This is a genomic window from Chromohalobacter sp. 11-W (assembly GCF_029889905.1).
GTDB lineage: Bacteria > Pseudomonadota > Gammaproteobacteria > Pseudomonadales > Halomonadaceae > Chromohalobacter.
Window position 1 is genome coordinate 140,866 of sequence record NZ_JARANZ010000004.1, and the last position, 19,561, is coordinate 160,426.

Sequence of the window (19,561 nt, forward strand, 5' to 3'; positions counted from 1 at the left end):
CTGCCGTCATGCTTCGGAAAGCACCGATTATCATATGCTTCCCGGCGGATACCCAGGAGAAAATTGCCCGCATGGCCCTTGAAACTTCCGAGTCCGAGATCGTCGACGTCGATGCTTACATGCATGCGATGGGCGAACGGGCGCGTGGTGCGTCACGTGTGTTGGCCCGCGCCACTACCGCGCAAAAGAACCGCGCGCTACTCGCCATGGCGAGTGCCCTGGACGAGGCGCGCGATGCATTGGACACCGCCAATCGCCGCGATCTCGAGGCGGGACGCGACAACGGCCTCGCCGAGTCGCTGCTGGATCGCCTGGCGCTGACGCCGGCGCGTATCGACACGATGATCGAAGGCTTGCGTCAAGTGGCTGCCTTGTCCGACCCGATCGGCGAGATTCGTGACATGCGCTATCTACCTTCGGGGCTTCAAGTGGGCAAGATGCGCGTCGCGCTGGGCGTGGTGGGCATCGTCTACGAATCGCGCCCCAACGTGACCGTGGACGCCGCCAGCCTGTGCTTGAAATCAGGTAATGCCACGATCCTGCGTGGCGGCTCCGAAGCGATCCATTCCAACCGGGCCATTGCGGATTGTATCCGACAAGGGCTCAGGGCAGCAGAGCTCGACGAGGCCTGCGTGCAAGTCGTGGCGACGACCGATCGTGCAGCGGTCGGTGCATTGATCGCCATGCCGGAGTTCGTCGATGTCATCGTGCCGCGCGGCGGGAAGGGACTGATCGAGCGTATTTCGAGAGACGCACGTGTGCCGGTGATCAAGCATCTCGATGGCATCTGTCATGTGTATGTCGATCAGGCCGCCGATCCGGCCAAGGCGGTGGCCATTGCCGACAACGCCAAGACCCAGCGTTACTCGCCGTGCAATGCCATGGAAACGCTGTTGGTACACGCCGAAGCAGCGCCCCGAGTACTTCCCGAGTTGGCCGACATCTATCGCCGCAAGGGTATCGAGATGCGTGTGTGCGAACGGACGCGGGCCTGGGTGGCGGACGCCGTCGCCGTAACCGAAGAAGATTGGCATAGCGAATACCTTGCGCCGATCGTGGCCATCCGCGTGGTCGATACTTTGGAAGAGGCGATCACGCACATCAATACCTATGGCTCGCACCACACCGATGCCATCGTCACCGAGAACTTGACCGACGCACGGCGCTTTCTGACCGAGGTCGACTCCAGTTCGGTCATGGTCAATGCCTCGACACGTTTCGCCGACGGCTTTGAATATGGGCTAGGGGCGGAGATTGGCATTTCCACCGACAAGCTGCATGCGCGCGGGCCCGTCGGTCTGGAAGGCCTCACCAGCGAGAAGTACATCGTATATGGCGATGGCCATGTGCGCAGCTGAGGCCCCGCCGCGCGTCGCGATGCTGGGCGGTACCTTCGATCCCGTGCACGTGGGGCACCTGCGTAGCGCTATCGAGCTGCGTGAAGCCTTGGCACTCGATCGCGTTCACATGGTCCCGGCGCGAGTGCCACCGCATCGCGCCACCCCCGGTGTGGATGCCGAGCAGCGCGCGACCATGCTGGCGCTGGGCATCGCCGACACGCCGGGCCTTTACGTGGATGATCGCGAGATCCGCCGCGAGGGGCCTTCCTACTCCACCGCGACCCTGGCGTCCTTGCGAGAAGAATTGGGCACGCAGGCACGTCTGGTCATGGCGCTGGGGTACGACGCCTATCTGCACTTGGCCGATTGGCACGAGCCGGCGCGTCTGTTCGAGCTCGCGCATGTCGTCGTCGTCGATCGTCCTGATCATCAACAGCCGCTTCCGACGGCGCTCGAGACGCTGATCGACGGCCGTGAAGTGGCGAGTGTCGAGTCGCTGATGCAGTCGCCTGCAGGAGGCTTGCTGCATTTGAGCCTGCCCACGCGCATGGCGATTTCGGCTACAGCGATCAGAGAACGCTTGCAGCGCGGTGCAAGCGTGCGCTATTTGCTGCCCGAGGCCGTGGAGCGCTATCTCCTGGCACGTCGTCTTTATCGATGATGTCGTCATCAATCAATGAAAGGGGCCTGGCGAGTGGTGGTATCACCTCAAGGCCTTTTTAACCTTGCCCCTGGCGGTTTGGTGTCAGCGCGGTAGAATGCGGGCCTTGCCCGAAGGGGTATGACATATGAACGAGGAGCTATGCAGACTGAAGCACTCAAAACGCTGGTAATGGACACGCTCGAGGAACTCAAGGCACGTGACGTTGCCGAACTCGACGTCGCCTCGCTGACCAGCGTCACCGACACCATGATCGTCGCTAGCGGTACATCGAGCCGACACATCGGCGCCCTGGCCGAGAGCGTGGTGGAGAAAGTCAAGGAAGCGGGATGCCGCCCCTTGGGTATCGAAGGGCACCAGGGAAGCGATTGGGTCCTGGTCGATTTGGGCGATCTCGTGGTCCACGTCATGTTGCCCGAGACTCGTCAGCTATACGATCTTGAGCGCTTGTGGTCGGATCTGCCCAGCGATGGGGTATCCGTTGAGGGGGCGCTTGGCGAGGTGCGTGGATGAAGCTGCGTGTGCTCGCCGTGGGGACTCGCATGCCCGACTGGGTCACGCAGGGCGTCGATGAATACCTCAAGCGGCTGCCGCGTGATTTCAGCGTGGACATCGTCGAGATAGCGCCCGGCAAGCGAGGCAAGAACGCCGATGTGGCCCGTGCGGTTCAGAGCGAAGGCGATGCCATGCTGGCGAAACTGCGCGATCAGGAACGTGTCATCGCATTGGATGTCGAGGGTCGAAGTTGGAGTACCGAACGCTTGGCCGCCAACGCCGATCAATGGCGCCAGGACGGTCGCAACGTAGCGTGCCTGGTGGGTGGTCCGGACGGGCTCGACTCACGTCTGTTGGCGCGGGCCGAGCAACGTTGGTCGCTCTCGGCATTGACGCTGCCTCATCCATTGGTACGTATTCTGCTGGCCGAGCAGCTTTATCGCGCCTGGACCCTGCTGGCTGGTCATCCCTATCACCGATGAGCAACGGGGCTCGATACCTGCTCAGCGGCTACCTTCCACCTTCCCGCCTGTTATCGGGGACCCATGCGTAAACGACGCGACCCAATCAAGGATACCGCTCGAGAAGTCCGTGTATTCCGGGCACGCTCGCTACTGGCGGCATTACTCGTATTATTGATGGCCGGGGGGCTGGGCGCTCGTCTTTTTTATCTTCAGGTTGTCGAGCATGAGGTGTTCACCACGCGTTCCGAGAAGAACCGTGTGCGCGTCGAACCGCTGCCCCCGACGCGTGGGCTCATCTACGACCGCCAAGGGAAATTGGTGGCTGAAAACCGCCCAACTTATAACCTGACTATCGTACGCGAGCGGGTCCAGGATATTGATGCCACTCTCGATCGACTGGTCGACATCCTGGGGCTGGACGAAACGCAGGTCGAGGCGTTTCGCAAACGGTCGCGTCAGCGTCAAAGACCCTATCAACCGGCATTGTTGATGAGCGGTCTCAACGAACGGCAAATCGCGCGGTTAGCCGTCAATCGTTACCGGCTTCCTGGGGTCGAGGTTGAAGCACAGTGGCTGCGTCACTATCCCGATCCCAAGATTATGTCGCATGTGCTGGGCTATGTAGGTCGAATCAACGAGCAAGAACTGGCCTCGCTGGACAGTGGCAACTATGCGGGCACGCATTATATCGGCAAGACCGGTATCGAGAAGCAGTACGAAAAAGCGCTGCACGGGCAGGCTGGCCTGCGTAAGGTGGAAACCAATGCCCGGGGGCGTGTGCTGCGCGAACTCGAACGTACACCACCCGAACCGGGCAAGGACTTGACGCTGACCATCGATACACGGCTTCAGCAGATGGCTTACGATCTGCTGGATGGGCGGCGCGGCTCCATCGTCGCGATTCAACCCCAGACCGGTGACATTCTAGCGATGGTCTCCGCCCCAGGATTCGATTCCAACGAGTTCGTGACCGGTATTTCCTACAAGGACTATCAGTCGCTGCAAGACAATCTTGACCTGCCACTGTTCAACCGGGCCGTGCGCGGCCAGTATCCGATCGGGTCGACCATTAAGCCTTTCGAAGCCTTGGCTGCGCTTCAGAATGGAGTCGTGACGCCTCAAGAAGTCATCTATGACCCGGGGTATTACAAGCTGCCCAACGATTCTCGCCACTATCGGAACTGGTTGCGCTGGGGGCACGGTCGTGTCGATCTGGAGCGCGCGCTGGCCGTTTCCAACAATACTTACTTTTACACCATGGCTCATCGCTTGGGCATCGATGCCTTATCCAGCTTCATGTACAAGTTCGGGTTTGGGGAGGTCACTTCGTTGGATGTGCAAGGGGCTTCATCGGGAACCGTGCCTTCTCGTGAGTGGAAACGCGAGAAATACGGTCAAGTGTGGTATCCCGGGGAAACGCTCTCGGCGGGTATCGGGCAAGGCTACTGGATGGTCACGCCGTTGCAGCTCGCAACGGCGGAGGCAACGCTGGCCAATCGTGGGGATTGGGTGCGTCCACATTTGGCCAAGCGCGTCGGTGACACCTCGGTCGAACCGCCTTTCAAGAATACCAAGCCCGACGTGAAGCTCGACAAGGATGTCTGGTGGGATGACGTGTTCAACGGCATGGAAAAAGTCGTCAGTGGCAGAGAGGGCACTGCACGCCACATCGGTAAAGGGCTGAAATACGACATGGCGGGCAAGTCGGGCACGGCACAGGTGTTTTCCTTGGGGCAAAATCAGAAATACGATGCCGATGAGCTCAAGGAGCGCTTACGTGATCACGCCTTGTTCACGGCGTTCGCGCCGGTGGACGATCCGCAGATCGCCATCGCCGTGATCGTCGAAAATGCCGGGGGCGGTAGTTCGCATGCTGCGGGTCTGGCTCGCGCTCTGGCAGACGAGTGGCTCCTGTCCGATGACGAGAACACCCATCAAGCCGAAGAACTCATCAAGGAGGACGTCGAAGTTGAAGGGACTTGAATGGCGTCGCTTCAGTCGGGCACCGGCGGATGGCATGGGGCGCAAGCGTTCCCTCTGGTCACGCCTGCATCTCGACCCTTGGCTGCTTTTGCTGCTGCTGAGTCTGATGGGAGCGGGACTGGTCGTCTTGTACAGTGCCAGTGGCATGAGTCTCGCCGTCACGCTGGGACAGGCGTCGCGTTTCGGTGTGGCCTTGCTGGCCATGTTCGTGATCGCCCAGTTTTCGCCAAGTACGTTGTGCCGTTGGACCCCCCTCGGCTACTTCATAGGGGTAGCCATGCTCGTGGCGGTGGAGGTGATGGGCGATATGGGGATGGGGGCGCAGCGCTGGCTGGAAATCCCCGGAATAATCCGCTTTCAGCCATCCGAGTTGATGAAGCTGGCGGTGCCCATGATGGTGGCGGCGTACCTTTATAAGAGATCGCTACCGCCGAGCATGCGCGACTTGCTTATCTGTGCCTTGATCATCGGTGTACCGGTGATGCTAATCATGCGTCAGCCTGATCTGGGGACATCCTTGCTGGTGGCATGTGCGGCGGTGTTCGTCATCTTTCTCGCGGGCCTGTCATGGCGGGTAATCGGCTTGCTGGCGGTGCTGCTTGCATCCGCCTTGCCCCTGCTCTGGTTCAATATGCACGAATACCAACGCCAGCGTGTATTGACCTTCCTCAATCCTGAAAGCGATCCGCTGGGGGCGGGTTGGAATATCATCCAGTCGAAAACGGCCATCGGCAGTGGCGGCGTCTTCGGTAAGGGGTGGGGCTTGGGTACTCAATCTCAGCTGGAATTTCTTCCCGAGCGCCATACCGACTTCATCGGCGCCGTACTGGGGGAGGAGTGGGGATTGATCGGGATGCTGGTCTTCCTGGCCCTCTACGTGCTCATCGTGGGGCGTGGGTTGTTTCTCGCCAATACCGCCCAGGATACCTTCGGGCGTCTGGTCGGGGGCAGCATCGTGCTGACATTTTTCATCTATGTGTTCGTCAATATCGGCATGGTCAGCGGCATTTTGCCCGTTGTCGGCGTGCCGCTTCCACTGGTCAGTTTTGGCGGCACGTCCAGCGTGACCTTGCTGATCGGTTTCGGTATCCTCATGTCCGTTCATACCCATCGACGGTTGTTGCCTCGCTAGGTAGGGCGAGACACGGAAAGGAAGCGACGACAGCCCAGGGCCAAGGAGTAAGAGCGTGATGAAGTGGAATAATGCGCGGTCCCATTGGCGAGGGCTCTCCCCGGCGGCGTTGTTGCTGTGCGGGTTGGTCCTGTTTCCGTCGGCGCATGCGGCCGAGGAATTCGATCCGGCCTCGCATGCTGATATCCGCGCATGGGTCGATGACGTGTCGAGGGGCGGCATTTCTCGCGATGACGTGACTCAGGCCTTGCGTCACGCCCGATTTCGCCAGGAAGTGCTGGACGCCATGCAAGGGGCGGCGGAGCGTCGCTTGAGTTGGCACGAATATCGCGACATCTTCGTGCAGCCCAAGCGTATTCAAGAAGGCGTGGCGTTCATTCGCGAGCACCGTGACGCCTTCGCACGTGCCGAACGCGAATACGGCGTGCCGCCCGCCTACATTGCCGCGATCATCGGTGTCGAGACGCGCTATGGCCAGTACAAGGGCGAGCATCGTGTGCTCGATTCGCTCGCGACGTTGGCTTTTCATCACCCGTCGCGCGGCGAGTTCTTTCGTGGCGAATTGGCGGCGTTTCTCGAGATCACCCTGGATCAGGGGATTTCGCCGGAAGCCCCCAAAGGCTCCTATGCCGGCGCCATGGGCTATCCGCAATTCATCCCGACCAGTTACCGCGCTTATGCCATCGACTTCGATGACGATGGGCGGCGCGATCTGTGGGACGATCCCGTGGATGCGATCGGCAGCGTGGGCAATTACTTCGCCGAGCATGGGTGGCGTCGAGGGGCGCCGGTCGTGACGCCCGCCGATGGCCCCAAGACACCTCCGCAAGCGATCGACTTCAACCGCACGCGTGCGCCTTACGCGAGATTGGCGCCTCTTGCCGATGCCGGTATCCATCCGCGCGGTGAGTTCGACGCGTCGCGTGTCATTCCGCTGTCTCTGGCACTCGAGTCGGGGGGTTACCGCTACGCGCTGGGACATGAAAATTTTTACGTGATCACGCGTTATAACCACAGTTACCTGTATGCGATGGCCGTCACCGAGCTCGCGGCAGGTATCCAGGCAGCGCTCGACAAGGATGATGCATGAGGGTCAGCGGTGTGCTTGTGTGTATGTTGATGCTGTTGGTGGCAGGGTGTGCCAGTGACGGCGGCGGTCGTTATGCGCAGCAAAACGATGCTTATCCGGACGCGCCGCCCGATGTGACGGATGTTCCCGATGCGGTGCCCAAGGACGAGCCGCTTGCCAAGAGCGGCAATCGTTCCACCTATGAAGTGTGGGGCAAGACCTATCATGTGATGTCCGATCCCAACGGCTATGTGGAAGAAGGCGATGCGTCCTGGTATGGCACCAAATTCCAGGGCTACGACACCGCGAGCGGGGAAGCCTACGACATGTACAAGATGTCGGCGGCGCATCGCACATTACCGCTGCCGACGTATGTCCGCGTGACCAATCTCGATAATCGGCGCAGTGTCATCGTACGCGTCAACGATCGTGGCCCGTTTCATGGCGATCGGCTGATCGATCTGTCGTATGCCGCTGCGGCACGCTTGGACATCCTGGGACACGGAACAGGACATGTGCGCGTGGAAGCCATTGACCCCGAGCAATGGGCCGAGCAGCATGAGCGTTCCACCGAGTCAGCATCCCCAGGGGAGGTGGCCAAGGCATCCTCGGGCGTGCCGGCGCAGGGAGCAGTGGATGAAGCCTCGACCGTTGAGGCGCCTCAGCAAGATCCTGTCACCGAGCGCCAGGGTGGCACGGGACAATATGTTCAGGTCGCGGCACTGAGTTCCGCGGCCAGGGCCAAGACGCTGGAAAAGCGCTTGCAAGGACAAGTATCGCGTCCGGTACGCGTAAGGGAAGAGGCATCCGTGTATCGTGTTCAGGTAGGGCCTGTGCATGATGCGTCGCATATCGATTCCATCAAAGCGGAATTACAAGCGGCGGGTTTTGATCAGTCGTTTGTCGTTTCCGCTACCGAGTAACCCCGCTTAGCGAGAAAAGTTGTCATGAGAGTGTTTGCCCGATCGTCATTGTTACGCATTATTTTATTGGTCACGTTAGGTGTCGGTGGTCTCACCCCTGTAGCGCAAGCCGAGGATCCTCCCGAGCCCTCGCCAGTGCCGTCGTCGATGGTACCGTCGGCGCCGAATCTGGCGGCGTCTTCCTGGGTGCTGATGGACGCCGATAGTGGCAAGATCCTAGTCGAACATAATGCCGACAAGGAGCTGCCGCCGGCCAGTCTGACCAAGATGATGACCGCCTATATCGTCGAGCGTGAAATCGATGCCGAGAATATCGATGCCGACGACGAGGTGACGATTAGCGAGAATGCGTGGCGCACCGGTGGCTCGCGGATGTTCCTCAACCCGGGGAGCAAGGTAAGCGTCGACAACTTGCTCAGAGGGGTCGTGATTCAGTCGGGCAACGATGCCAGCGTTGCGCTATCCGAGCATATTGCGGGCAGTGAGGACGCCTTTGCCGATCTCATGAATCAGCAAGCCTCGCGTATGAACCTACAGCATACGCATTTCATGAATCCCACCGGCCTGCCGCACGACGATCACTACTCCTCGGCTCACGATCTGGCGATCATTGCGCAACACATCATCAAGGACTACCCCGATCACTACGAGGTGTATTCGGAGAAGTACTTCACCTGGAACGATATCCGTCAGCCCAACCGTAACCGTCTGTTGTGGCGCGATCCCAGCGTCGATGGCTTGAAGACAGGGCATACCGAGGCGGCGGGCTACTGCCTGGTGGCATCTGCCAAGAAGGACGATACACGCCTGGTGGCCGTGGTGATGGGGACCGATTCCGACGAGGCTCGGGCCCAAGAAACCCAGAAGCTGTTGAGCTATGGGTTCCGCTTCTTCGAGACACAGCGTCTCTACGAAGCTGGTGCCGTGCTCAACAAGCCGCGTATCTGGGGGGGTGAGAAGGACGAACTGCGTCTGGGCGTGGCGAATGACGTGTACTTGACCGTGCCGCGGGGACATAGTGACGAATTGAACGCCCAGCTCGATATCAAGAAAACCATCGATGCGCCGGTCGAGAAGGGAGATCAGCTCGGCACGTTGAAGATCAAGCTGGACGGTGAAGTGCTCGACGAGCGTCCCCTGGTGGCGCTGGAGTCGGTCGCCGAGGGTGGTTTCTTCAAGCGCCTTTGGGACAGCGTCCTGCAGTTCGTGAATGGATTCTTCGACTGATTCATTGTGGTTCGGCTCGAGGGCGAAGTGTTTTGAAAGCTTCGCCCTTGGTCGATACGATAAGGTTGAGTAGAATACTCGGAAATATCATGCCGAGCCCATGTGAGGCCGTTCTCCATGCAACAGACTTCACCAACCGAGCAGGGTGCATCGCCAGATGCGCCCAAGATCGAGTTCCCCTGTCAGTATCCCATCAAGATCGTCGGTGACGCGGCACCGGACTTCAAGGTCACCGTGGTGGATATCGTCGAGCAACACTCGCCTGGCTTCGATCGTCGCAGCGTGCGCATGGTCGATAGTCGCAATGGCCGCTTTCAATCCGTGCGCGTCGTGATTCACGCCACCGGTCAAGACCAGCTCAATGCACTGTTCCATTCGCTGAAGGCGACGGGTCGTGTGCATATGGTGCTGTAGGTGGCGATCAGCGAAGAGCGCCCGCCGGTGCAGTTGCACCGCCTAGGACGTCGCGCTTATGAGCCGGTGTGGCAGGCCATGCGCAAGCTTACCGACGAGCGTGATGCCACAACGCCGGATCAATTCTGGTTGGTCGAGCACGAAGCAGTGTTCACGCAGGGGCAGGCCGGCAAGCCCGAGCATCTGCTCATGCCCGGCGATATTCCGGTCGTCGCCACCGATCGTGGCGGGCAGGTGACCTATCATGGGCCGGGCCAGGTCGTGCTTTATCCGCTGATCGACGTACGTCGTGCCAAACTGGGCGTACGGGAGTTGGTATCGGCGCTCGAGAACACGGTGATCGCTTTGCTAGGCGAGTATGGCGTGGAGGCGCATGCGCGCCCTGACGCGCCGGGTGTCTATGTCGGCGAGGCCAAGATTGCCTCGCTCGGTTTGCGTATTCGACGCGGTGCCAGCTTTCATGGCGTCGCGCTCAACGTCGATGGCGACTTATCTCCCTTCCAGCGCATCAATCCCTGTGGCTATGCCGGCATGACCATGACACGGCTTGCCGACCTGATCGACGACTGTCCGGATAGCGACACGGTCGCTGTCGAGCTGGCCGAGCGTCTGGCGCGAACGCTGGAACGAACGCTCGTGCCGGTTGCCTCCGCGCACGTCTAATGGCCATAGTTGCCTGATCGCGCCGTCGTTCAGCGTCCTTCAACATCGGTCGGCGCGTCTCAATGAAAACGGCCCGCCGTGGACTGAGTCCACGGCGGGCCGTTTGTCTTGGGCCACTGAGGCTTGAAAAGCGCGGCCGTCAGCCGACGTTGACGACCGCAATGCGGTCCGGGTCGGTCGATTGACCGGGCACCTCAGCGGGCTCTGCCAGCCCCAGGTTGTTCTTCTCGAACACCCGGTCGGCACGATAGCTGGAGCGCACCAACGGCCCCGACGGCACTTCCATGAAGCCTTTTGCCAAGCCCTGCTGGCGATAATGCTCGAATTCGTCCGGCGTCACCCAGCGTTCCACCGGAAGGTGGTTACGGGTCGGTTGCAGGTACTGACCCAGTGTCACGATGTCGACGCCGATGGCGCGAAGGTCATCGAAGGTCTCGAGGATCTCTTCTTCGGTTTCGCCAAGCCCCAGCATGATGCTGGTCTTGGTGATGACCTCGGGGCGGTGGCGCTTGGCATGCGCCAGCACATCGAGGGTCTTGCGGTAACCGGCACGCGGATCGCGTACACGCCCGGTCAGGCGCTCCACGGTTTCGACGTTTTGGGCGAATACTTCCAGGCCGGAATCGACGACTCGCTCGACGGCGCTGGGGATCCCGTCGAAGTCTGGCGTCAGGGCTTCTACCGCCACCTGGGGGGTGCGTGCCTTGATCGCGCGAATGCAGTCGGCGTAGTGGCTAGCGCCCGCATCGGGTAGGTCGTCGCGGTCCACCGAGGTCAGTACCACGTAGCGTAGCCCCATCAGCTCCACCGATTCGGCAGTGTTCGCCGGTTCCTCGGGGTCCAGCCAGCCGCGTGGGTTGCCGGTGTCGACAGCGCAGAAGCGACAGGCCCGGGTGCATACCGACCCCATCAGCATGATGGTGGCAGTGCCGTTGCTCCAGCACTCACCCATGTTCGGACAGTGGGACTCGGCACAGACGGTACTGAGCCGGTGCTCCTTAACGTTGCGCTTGACCGCCTCGAAGCGTTCGCCGCCGGGCATCTGGACGCGTAACCATGAGGGCTTGCGGCCGCCGACGCCATCGCCTGCGGATTGCTCGCGTGACTTCATGCCATCCTTGATGGCGGCGATGCCCTGGTCGTTGCGGTATTTCTTGCCGCTGGTGACGCGTTGGGTAGGAGTGTCGCTCATAGCGTGAGCCTCTCTGCAAGCCGGCCGACGGCGCCGAGGCGACGCTACCACAGAAGGAGGGGAAGGGCGTCGGTCGACGTTTCCGGGGGGCCTGGCACGTCTGATGATGCGTGAATTGATGCGCCCAACATACCACAAAAGGCGTAGTGCTGGACAGGCTGGCCACGGCGCGTGAGTGTCAAGGACGGCGCCCGGCCGCACGCGATGCCACGCCCGGCCGATGCCGGGCGCGTGTCGTCTTGTGCAGGGGCGAGTCCGTGATGAATGTCACGCCTCTGGCATGGCACTCAACACCAGCTTACCCGTGGTATGACCGGTCTCGAGGCGGCGATGGGCTTCCCCGAGATTGGCTGGGGTCAACGGGCCGACGATATCGCTGAGTGTGCTGCGCAGATGACCGGCATCGAAATGCTCGGCCAGCTTGGCCAGGATGCTGCCCTGGTGAGCGATGTCGGTGCCGTGCAACGGCCGCGCGAACATGAACTCCCAACTGAAGGTTACCGCCTTGCCTTGCAGGGCGTTGAGATCGACGGTCTTCTGGGTCTCGGCGATGGCCACGATGTGGCCCAAGGGACGAATGAGCGTGGTCATATTCTCCCAGTGGTCGCCGATATCGTGGCAATTGAAGATGTAGTCGACCTGCTCGTGACCGGCGTGTTGCATGTTCGCCACCAGATCGTGGTGATCGACGACCTCATGCGCACCCATGCGTCGGCACCATTCGATGGACAGATCGCGCGACGCCGTGGCGATGACCTTGATGCCCGTGAGCTGGCGGGCCATTTGCGTTGCGATCGAGCCGACACCGCCCGCGCCATTGATGATCAGCAGGGTCTGGTCGCGGTGCGTATCGTCGCCTTGCGAGAGCTTGAGTTTGTCGAACAGGGCTTCCCAAGCGGTGAGTGCCGTCAATGGCATGGCGGCCGCTTCCTCGGCGCTTAATTTGCTCGGTGCCTTGGCAGTCAGGCGCGCATCGACGAGTTGATATTCGGCGTTGCAGCCGGGGCGTTCGACCTCGCCGGCATAGTACACGCGATCTCCCGGGGCGAAATGCTCGACGCTGGCACCGACGCGCTCCACCCGGCCCACGGCATCCCAGCCGAGGACGTTATGCTGATCGCTGGGCAGGAAGGCACCCTGGCGAATCTTGGTATCCACCGGGTTGACCGACACCGCCTCGACGCGCACCAGAAGATCCCATTCGCCGGGGGTGGGCATCTCGCGTTCGTGGACCTCGAAAGCGTCCAAGGGCGCCGCTTGAGGCTGACCGGTGGTGGCGACTACTTGCATGACTGACTCCCTCTAAAAGGCGAAACGTGATGACGCTGTCCCCTAGATGAGGGTCGTTCAGGTGGGAGTCAAGTCAAGCGTGGCTGATTCAGGGGGTGCAGGCGAAGCTGGGACCAGGCGCGGGGACCAGTGGCGCCTTGAAGTGCGCATTCAACTCGGGTAACAGTTCGCGGACGAAGCGCAGGAAGAGCTCGGTCACGGGCGTAGGGTAGCGATCCTTGGGGTGCACGGTACACCAGGACCGACGCAGCGGGAAGCCGGGTAGCGTCGGTGACGCTAGAAGCCCCGAAGCGAGCTCGAGCTGGACCGCCAGGCGCGGCAGCACGGCGACCCCGAGATGCGCCATGACCCCCTGCTTGATCGCCTCGTTGGTGCCAAGTTCCAAGGTATGGCGCAGCGATACCCGCTCACGGGCGACGAAGTCCTCGAACGCGGTGCGCGTCCCTGAACCGGGTTCGCGCATCAGCACGTAATAGCGCGTGAAGTCTTCGAGTGTGGGTGAGTCGGCCGTCAACAGCGGATGCCCAGGCCACACCACGGGAATCATTTCATTGTCGAGGATCGGCATGAAGGCGAGATTGGCATCCTCGGGCACCATGCCCATGATCACCAGGTCGTCGCGGCGCTCGGCGAGACGCTCCAGCGCCTGGCCGCGATTGCAGACGCGCAGGCGCACCTGCACCTCTGGGTAGCGGGCGCGAAAGCGGGCCAGGATGTGCGGCACGACATACTGCGCGGTGCTGACGGCGGCGAGGTTGAGCTCGCCGCGTATGGTCCCTGCCAATTCGGAAAGTTCCATCTGCAGGCTGGAAACCTGACCGAAGATCGACTGTACCGAGGCGGCCAGCGCATCGGCGGCCGGCAGCACGTGCAGCGTCTTGCCCGCGTACTTGAAGAGTGGCTGCTCGAGCGCCTGCTCGAGTTGGCGGATCTGTGCGCTGACGGCGGGCTGTGTGAGGCCCAGTTGTTCGGCCGCACGCGAATAGGACTGCTGCCGGTGCACGGCCTGGAAAACCTGCAACTGGCGAAAGGTCAGACGATTGAGCAGATTGGGTCGTGACATGACGCCCCCGGCGTGGTCATAAGCTATTACTTATAGCTTGGCAAAAAAATATCAATTTTTCTATTGATCCTTCGGTGGGTAGCGTGAGAGTACGATAACGACAAGCACTCAGCGACCCAGAGGGCGCCACGATGACACGCTGTGTCAACGCGACGTCCACAACCGGAGGGCAGACGGTGTTCAAGAAACTTCTCATCGCCAATCGTGGCGAAATTGCTGTACGCATTGTACGCGCCTGCGCTGAGATGGGCATCCGCTCGGTGGCGATCTACACCGAGCCCGATCGCTTCGCGCTGCACGTCAAGCGCGCCGATGAAGCGCATTTCGTCGGCGAGGACCCGCTGGCGGGATATCTCGACCCGCGGCGTATCGTCGACCTGGCTCGAGAGACCGGCTGTGACGCCATTCACCCCGGCTACGGCTTTCTCTCGGAAAATGCCGACTTCGCGCGCATCTGCGAAGACGCCGGAATAGCCTTCGTTGGACCAAGCGCCGAGGTGATCGCGCGGATGGGTGACAAGACGGCGGCGCGTGCGGCGATGCGTGACGCCGGCGTGCCCGTGACGCCGGGCTCGGACGGCAACCTCGAAACCTGTGCCGAGGCCTTGTCTCTGGCCGAGACCATCGGCTATCCGGTAATGCTCAAGGCGACCTCGGGCGGTGGTGGGCGCGGCATTCGCCGTTGTGATACGCCGGCGCAGCTCGAGCAAGCCTGGGAGCGGGTGATCTCCGAAGCGACCAAGGCGTTCGGCAGTGCCGATGTGTTCATGGAGAAATGCGTCGTCGAGCCGCATCACATCGAAGTGCAGATCCTGGCGGACAGCGTCGGCAACGTGATCCATCTCTTCGAGCGGGACTGTTCGATCCAGCGCCGCAACCAGAAGCTCATCGAAATCGCGCCGAGCCCTCAGCTAACGCCTGAGCAACGTGCCTACGTCGGCGAAATGGCGGTACGCGCTGCCAGTGCGGTGGGCTATGAAAACGCCGGCACCGTGGAGTTCCTCGTCAAGGGTAACGAGGTCTACTTCATGGAGATGAATACTCGCGTGCAGGTCGAGCACACCATTTCAGAAGCGATCACCGGGGTGGATATCGTGCGCGAGCAACTGCGCATCGCCGCGGGGCTAAAGCTCGCCTACCGCCAGGAGGACATACGCCACCATGGCTATGCCATCCAGTTCCGCATCAACGCCGAAGATCCCAAGAACGATTTCCTGCCGTCGTTCGGACGCATCACGCGCTACTACGCTCCGGGTGGGCCAGGAGTGCGCACCGATACTGCGATATACACCGGCTACACCATTCCGCCGTATTTCGACTCCATGTGCCTGAAGCTGATCGTGTGGGGCATGAGTTGGGAGGAGACGCTCGACCGCGGGATTCGCGCTCTCAACGACATGCGTCTGCAAGGGGTCAAGACGACCGCGCCTTACTACCAGGAAATTCTCCGCCACCCCGATTTCCGCAGCGGGCACTTCGATACCGGCTTCGTGCCCAGCCACCCCGAACTGCTCAATTATTCGGTCAAGCGCAATCCCGAGGAAGTCGCTCTGGCAATTGCCGCCGCCATCGCCGCCCACGCCGGTCTATAAGGAGATACCCATCATGAATGCCGTATCATCTTCCCAAGTCAATATCACCGACGTCGTGTTGCGTGACGGCCATCAATCGCTGATCGCCACGCGCCTACGCACGGAAGACATGCTGCCTGCCTGCGCCAAGCTGGACGCCATCGGTTATCACTCGCTGGAAGTCTGGGGCGGGGCGACCTTCGATGCCTGTGTGCGCTTTCTTAAGGAAGACCCGTGGGAGCGCCTGCGCGCCTTCAAGGACGCCATGCCCAACACCCCGCTGCAAATGCTGCTGCGCGGCCAGAACCTGCTGGGATATCGCCATTATGCCGATGACGTCGTCGAGCGCTTCGTCGCCAAGTCGGCAGATAACGGCGTCGATGTGTTTCGTGTCTTCGATGCGCTCAATGATCTGCGCAATCTGGAAACCGCCATGCGCGCGGTCAAGGCCAGTGGCAAGCACGCCCAGGGGACGATTTGCTATACGGTGAGCCCGGTGCACACCCTGGCGATGTATGTCGACCAAGCCAAGCGCCTGGTCGACATGGGCGCCGACTCGATTGCCATCAAGGACATGGCGGGGCTGCTGACGCCGTATGCCACGGGCGAGCTGGTGGCCGCCCTGGTCGAGGCCGTAGACGTGCCGGTTCATCTGCATGCCCACGCCACCTCGGGGCTGGCCCCGCTGTGCCATCTCAAAGCCGTGGAAGCGGGGTGCCGGCATATCGATACCTGCATCTCAGCGTTTGCCGGCGGTACCAGCCATCCGTCGACGGAAGCCATGGTCGCTGCCTTTCAGGGCACCGAATACGACAGCGGCTTGGATCTCGAAGCGCTCAAGGAGATCGGTGACTACTTCCGGGGCGTGCGCCAGAAGTATGCCGCCTTCGAGAGCGAGTTCACCCGTGAGGACGTCTCGGTACAGATCAATCAGGTCCCGGGTGGCATGATGTCCAACCTCGCCAATCAGCTCAAGGAGCAGAACGCGCTGTCCAAGATCCGCGACGTGTTCAACGAGATCCCTCGCGTGCGTGCCGATCTCGGCTATCCGCCGCTGGTGACGCCGACCTCGCAGATTGTCGGCACCCAGGCAGTGATGAACGTGCTCACTGGGGAGCGCTACAAGACCATTACCAACGAGGTGAAGCGCTATCTCCAGGGCGGTTATGGGCATCCGCCAGCGCCGGTGGACGACGACGTGCGCCGTCAGGCCATCGGCAACTCCCCGGTGGAAGAAGGACGCCCCGCCGATCGGCTGAATCCCGAGATGGTGCGCTTGACGAAGGACATCGGCGAATTGGCCGAGGGTGAGGAAGACGTGCTGACCTACGCCATGTTCCCTGAGTTGGGACGCGATTACCTGCAGGGGCGGCGCGACGGGTCATTGGTCCCTGAGCCAATCCCCGCGCCCGATGCGGGGGATGCCAACCGGCCGGTGACCGAAGGCGTGCCGACCGAGTTCGTCATCGACGTGCACGGCGAGTCCTACGAGGTGCAGATTACCGGTGTGGGCGGTAACAGCGGCGGCAAGCGTCAGGTTTATCTGACGCTCGACGGTATGCCGGAAGAGGTCGTCTTCGAGGCCAAGGACGCCTTCGTTGGCGGCGAGACTTCGGGTCGGGCACGTGCCTCGCAGCCTGGTCATGTCACGACCTCCATGCCTGGCAATATCGTCGATGTGCTGGTGGCCAAGGGCGATCGCGTCGAGGAAGGCCAGGCGGTCTTGATCACCGAGGCGATGAAGATGGAAACCGAGGTTCAGGCACGGGTCTCGGGTACCGTCGAGGCGGTCCACGTCGCCAAGGGCGACCGTGTGACGCCAGGCGAGGTGTTGATCGAGATCACCTGACGGTAACGTTGCTCATGCCCGTGGCGCGTCGTGATTCGGTGCTGCGGGCCTGGCTTGCTCGAACAGAGCGCGAACGTGCTCCAGGCGTTTCTGCACATGCTCGCTTTGCGGCCCGCTGGCGTCGAGGATGTGGGTGATGTGTGCCAAGTAGGCGTCGACTTCTGTGGCATCGCTGCGCGCGATGAGTGTGGGCAGCGCCTTGAGTGCCGCGCGCACGTCGAGCTTGAGGATGAAGAACTGCTCGCGGACCAGCATCTTGAACTGTTGAAGGTCCAGGCTCTTGCCGAGTTCCTCGCGCGTGGCCTTGAGGCGCTGGAAATTGCGCTCATCGGTGGCCGGCGCCCCGCCCAGAACGTAGATCAAGGCCCGCACCACCGCTTCGCGCGCGCCACCACTGGCGATGCGTTCCCGCAAGGCGGCGCGCCGTGTACGCAGGAAGTGTTGATGCTCCGGGGCACGTCCGGGGTGGGGACGCATACGTGCCGTATCCGGGCCAATACCGGCGAGCGCCTGTAGCCAGGGTTGGCCATAGACGTTCATGAATAGCGTCTCACTGATGCGGTCGCGCCATTCGCCATAGGCCTCGAGGTTTTCCTCGATACGAGTAGCCACGCTGCGCTCCCATTGCGCCAGAGGGTTGTCCGGCGAAAGCGGTTGGCGCTGACGACGAATACGCTCGGCCAGCACCGGCACGGTGGACATCAGAGGGTTGCGATCGGACAGCAGCTTGTAGCCCAGTCGAATGGGGTGCAATCGACGCATCCAGCGCCCCGCTTCGGGTGTCATGACGGCTTGTATCCACGGCTGTGTGTATTGTTGATACAGCGCTAGCCCGCTCTCAGACAGACGCGCCACGGTGGCGAAGCGGCGCTCGTCGTCATCGCGACGCTGCACCAGCGGTTGCAGGTCGTCGACGCCGCGTGGGCGGAATTCGAGCAGATAGTCGCCATCGGTGGCATCCTGTGTCGCATCGCGTGGCGTGATGGCGGTTTCGTACAAACCGGGCGGCAGGACGTCGATATAGTCCATGTTGGCGGTGAATTCGGCATGTTCGCGGCGCGAGATGCTGCCCGAGACGAAAATCCCCAGATGCCCGGTCGAGTCGTGAACGCAGTAGACGATGGTCTGCTCGTTGGCGACGATGTCGTCCACGCCATCGTAGAGATCGGATACCCAGCCCAGCGCCTGGGGCGGTGGCGTAATGTTGTCGCCTTGCGAGCAGAACACCACGATGGGCGAGCGGACGTTGCGTAGGTCGATGCGTCGCCCGTCGCGGGTGATCAGTTGGGCAGTGCTCAAGCGATTGCCAATGAAGAGGTTGTCGACGATGTACTGTATTTCCTCGGCATTGAGCACGATATGCCCGCCCCACCAGCGCTCGAATTGCAGATAGCGCTCGCTTTCGTCATCGACGTTGGCGTAAAGCCGATATTGCTTGCTCCATAGCGTATTCGCCGGGTTGAGGCGTTCGAAGTTCTGCACCAGCCAGGCCCCGTCGAACAGTCCTGCGCCCAGGTCACCGGCCAAGGCGGTCAACCAGCTACCGCCGAGCAGGCCCCCGCTATAGCGCATGGGATAGCGGCCGCGCTCGCCGGCCCAGTAGGACAGCGGTGCGCCGGCGACGAGAATCGGTCCGAAGGCGTCCGGTTCCAGGGCAGCGGCCATCATCAATTGCCAGCCCGCCTGGCAGTTGCCGATCACTACAGGTTTTTCATTGGCCTCGGCATGACGCGCTGCGACCTCGCGCATGAAGGCGATCTCGGCATCGACGACATCTTCGACGTGTTGTCCCGGAACCGGGAACGGTAGAAAGCCAATGAAGTAACACGGGTGGCCGGCGCGCATGGCGACGCCAATCTCGCTATCGGGCTTGAAGCCACCAATGCCGGGACCATGGCCGGCACGCGGGTCGACGATGACGAAAGGGCGCTTGAGCGGGTCGATCGTTACCCCGGACGGGGGCAAGATGCGCATCAATTCGTAGTTGACCGGGCGTGGCAAGTTGCGGCCATCCACGAGCACCTCGGCCTCGAACCCCAGCACGTTGGGCTTGGTCTGCTCCATGTGCTCGAGATACTGGTTGCCACGCTGACGCATGACATCCCAGTAGAGCACACTACGCTCGAAGGTATCCTGCCAGTAGTCCTGCGTGGCACGAATCAGACCGAAGGGATCGAGAATGGGGCTGGCGGCTTCCAGCCAAGCGGCGTGCATGGGAAACATGA

The 19,561-nt window shown here is 61.5% G+C and carries 17 protein-coding genes; 13 read left to right on the top strand and 4 right to left on the bottom strand.

All coding sequences use genetic code 11. The features are described 5' to 3' along the window. The first annotated feature begins 8 nt into the window (after positions 1–8). From OP494_RS07320 to lipB, 11 genes are all read left to right on the top strand, one after another. Positions 9–1,358, top strand: coding sequence for a glutamate-5-semialdehyde dehydrogenase (locus OP494_RS07320; RefSeq protein ID WP_280540113.1), 1,350 nt, complete (start codon positions 9–11; stop codon positions 1,356–1,358). Next, the gene (nadD, locus tag OP494_RS07325; RefSeq protein ID WP_280540114.1) at positions 1,345–2,001 is read left to right on the top strand and encodes a nicotinate-nucleotide adenylyltransferase; all 657 of its coding nucleotides are present in this window, start codon (positions 1,345–1,347) and stop codon (positions 1,999–2,001) included. The genes OP494_RS07320 and nadD overlap by 14 nt, the downstream gene beginning before the upstream one ends. Before the next feature lie 141 nt (positions 2,002–2,142). After that, complete coding sequence (gene rsfS, locus OP494_RS07330; RefSeq protein WP_178998144.1) at positions 2,143–2,514, top strand: ribosome silencing factor; 372 nt, start codon at positions 2,143–2,145, stop codon at positions 2,512–2,514. Beyond that, positions 2,511–2,978 (top strand): 23S rRNA (pseudouridine(1915)-N(3))-methyltransferase RlmH, encoded by a 468-nt coding sequence (gene rlmH, locus OP494_RS07335; RefSeq protein ID WP_280540115.1) that lies wholly within the window; start codon positions 2,511–2,513, stop codon positions 2,976–2,978. Before rsfS ends, rlmH begins: the two co-directional genes overlap by 4 nt. A gap of 63 nt (positions 2,979–3,041) precedes the next feature. Beyond that, positions 3,042–4,943 (top strand): penicillin-binding protein 2, encoded by a 1,902-nt coding sequence (gene mrdA, locus OP494_RS07340; protein ID WP_280540116.1) that lies wholly within the window; start codon positions 3,042–3,044, stop codon positions 4,941–4,943. Positions 4,944–4,977: 34 nt separating this feature from the next. Next, positions 4,978–6,075, top strand: a complete 1,098-nt coding sequence (gene rodA / locus OP494_RS07345; RefSeq protein WP_280540246.1) for a rod shape-determining protein RodA — start codon at positions 4,978–4,980, stop codon at positions 6,073–6,075. A gap of 55 nt (positions 6,076–6,130) precedes the next feature. After that, a complete protein-coding gene (gene mltB / locus OP494_RS07350) occupies positions 6,131–7,165 on the top strand; it encodes a lytic murein transglycosylase B (RefSeq protein WP_280540117.1) in 1,035 nt (344 codons plus the stop codon). Beyond that, the gene (locus tag OP494_RS07355) at positions 7,162–8,067 is read left to right on the top strand and encodes a septal ring lytic transglycosylase RlpA family protein (protein ID WP_280540118.1); all 906 of its coding nucleotides are present in this window, start codon (positions 7,162–7,164) and stop codon (positions 8,065–8,067) included. Before mltB ends, OP494_RS07355 begins: the two co-directional genes overlap by 4 nt. Before the next feature lie 48 nt (positions 8,068–8,115). After that, entirely contained in the window at positions 8,116–9,294 is a 1,179-nt protein-coding gene (locus tag OP494_RS07360) for a D-alanyl-D-alanine carboxypeptidase family protein (protein ID WP_280540119.1), read from the top strand. Positions 9,295–9,411: 117 nt separating this feature from the next. Then, positions 9,412–9,708, top strand: coding sequence for a DUF493 domain-containing protein (locus OP494_RS07365; protein WP_280540120.1), 297 nt, complete (start codon positions 9,412–9,414; stop codon positions 9,706–9,708). Continuing rightward, entirely contained in the window at positions 9,709–10,371 is a 663-nt protein-coding gene (gene lipB / locus OP494_RS07370; RefSeq protein ID WP_280540121.1) for a lipoyl(octanoyl) transferase LipB, read from the top strand. It abuts the gene before it with no gap. A gap of 139 nt (positions 10,372–10,510) precedes the next feature. Here the strand turns inward: lipB and lipA are convergent, their stop codons facing one another. The 3 genes from lipA to OP494_RS07385 all read right to left on the bottom strand — a co-directional run bounded on the left by lipA (position 10,511) and on the right by OP494_RS07385 (position 13,916). Next, entirely contained in the window at positions 10,511–11,563 is a 1,053-nt protein-coding gene (gene lipA, locus OP494_RS07375) for a lipoyl synthase (protein ID WP_280540122.1), read from the bottom strand. Between the two features lie 267 nt (positions 11,564–11,830). After that, the gene (locus OP494_RS07380; RefSeq protein WP_280540123.1) at positions 11,831–12,853 is read right to left on the bottom strand and encodes a zinc-binding alcohol dehydrogenase family protein; all 1,023 of its coding nucleotides are present in this window, start codon (positions 12,851–12,853) and stop codon (positions 11,831–11,833) included. 88 nt (positions 12,854–12,941) lie between these two features. Next, complete coding sequence (locus OP494_RS07385; protein ID WP_178998154.1) at positions 12,942–13,916, bottom strand: LysR family transcriptional regulator; 975 nt, start codon at positions 13,914–13,916, stop codon at positions 12,942–12,944. 176 nt (positions 13,917–14,092) lie between these two features. Between OP494_RS07385 and OP494_RS07390 the strand changes: the two genes are divergently transcribed. Beyond that, the gene (locus OP494_RS07390; RefSeq protein ID WP_280540124.1) at positions 14,093–15,508 is read left to right on the top strand and encodes an acetyl-CoA carboxylase biotin carboxylase subunit; all 1,416 of its coding nucleotides are present in this window, start codon (positions 14,093–14,095) and stop codon (positions 15,506–15,508) included. 13 nt (positions 15,509–15,521) lie between these two features. After that, on the top strand, positions 15,522–17,336 hold the full coding sequence (gene oadA / locus OP494_RS07395; RefSeq protein ID WP_280540125.1) for a sodium-extruding oxaloacetate decarboxylase subunit alpha: 1,815 nt from the start codon (positions 15,522–15,524) through the stop codon (positions 17,334–17,336). Between the two features lie 12 nt (positions 17,337–17,348). Here the strand turns inward: oadA and OP494_RS07400 are convergent, their stop codons facing one another. Continuing rightward, positions 17,349–19,559 carry a DUF3141 domain-containing protein gene (locus OP494_RS07400; RefSeq protein WP_280540126.1) on the bottom strand — a complete coding sequence of 737 codons (2,211 nt, stop codon included), beginning with the start codon at positions 19,557–19,559 and terminating at the stop codon, positions 17,349–17,351. Between the last annotated feature and the right edge of the window lie 2 nt (positions 19,560–19,561).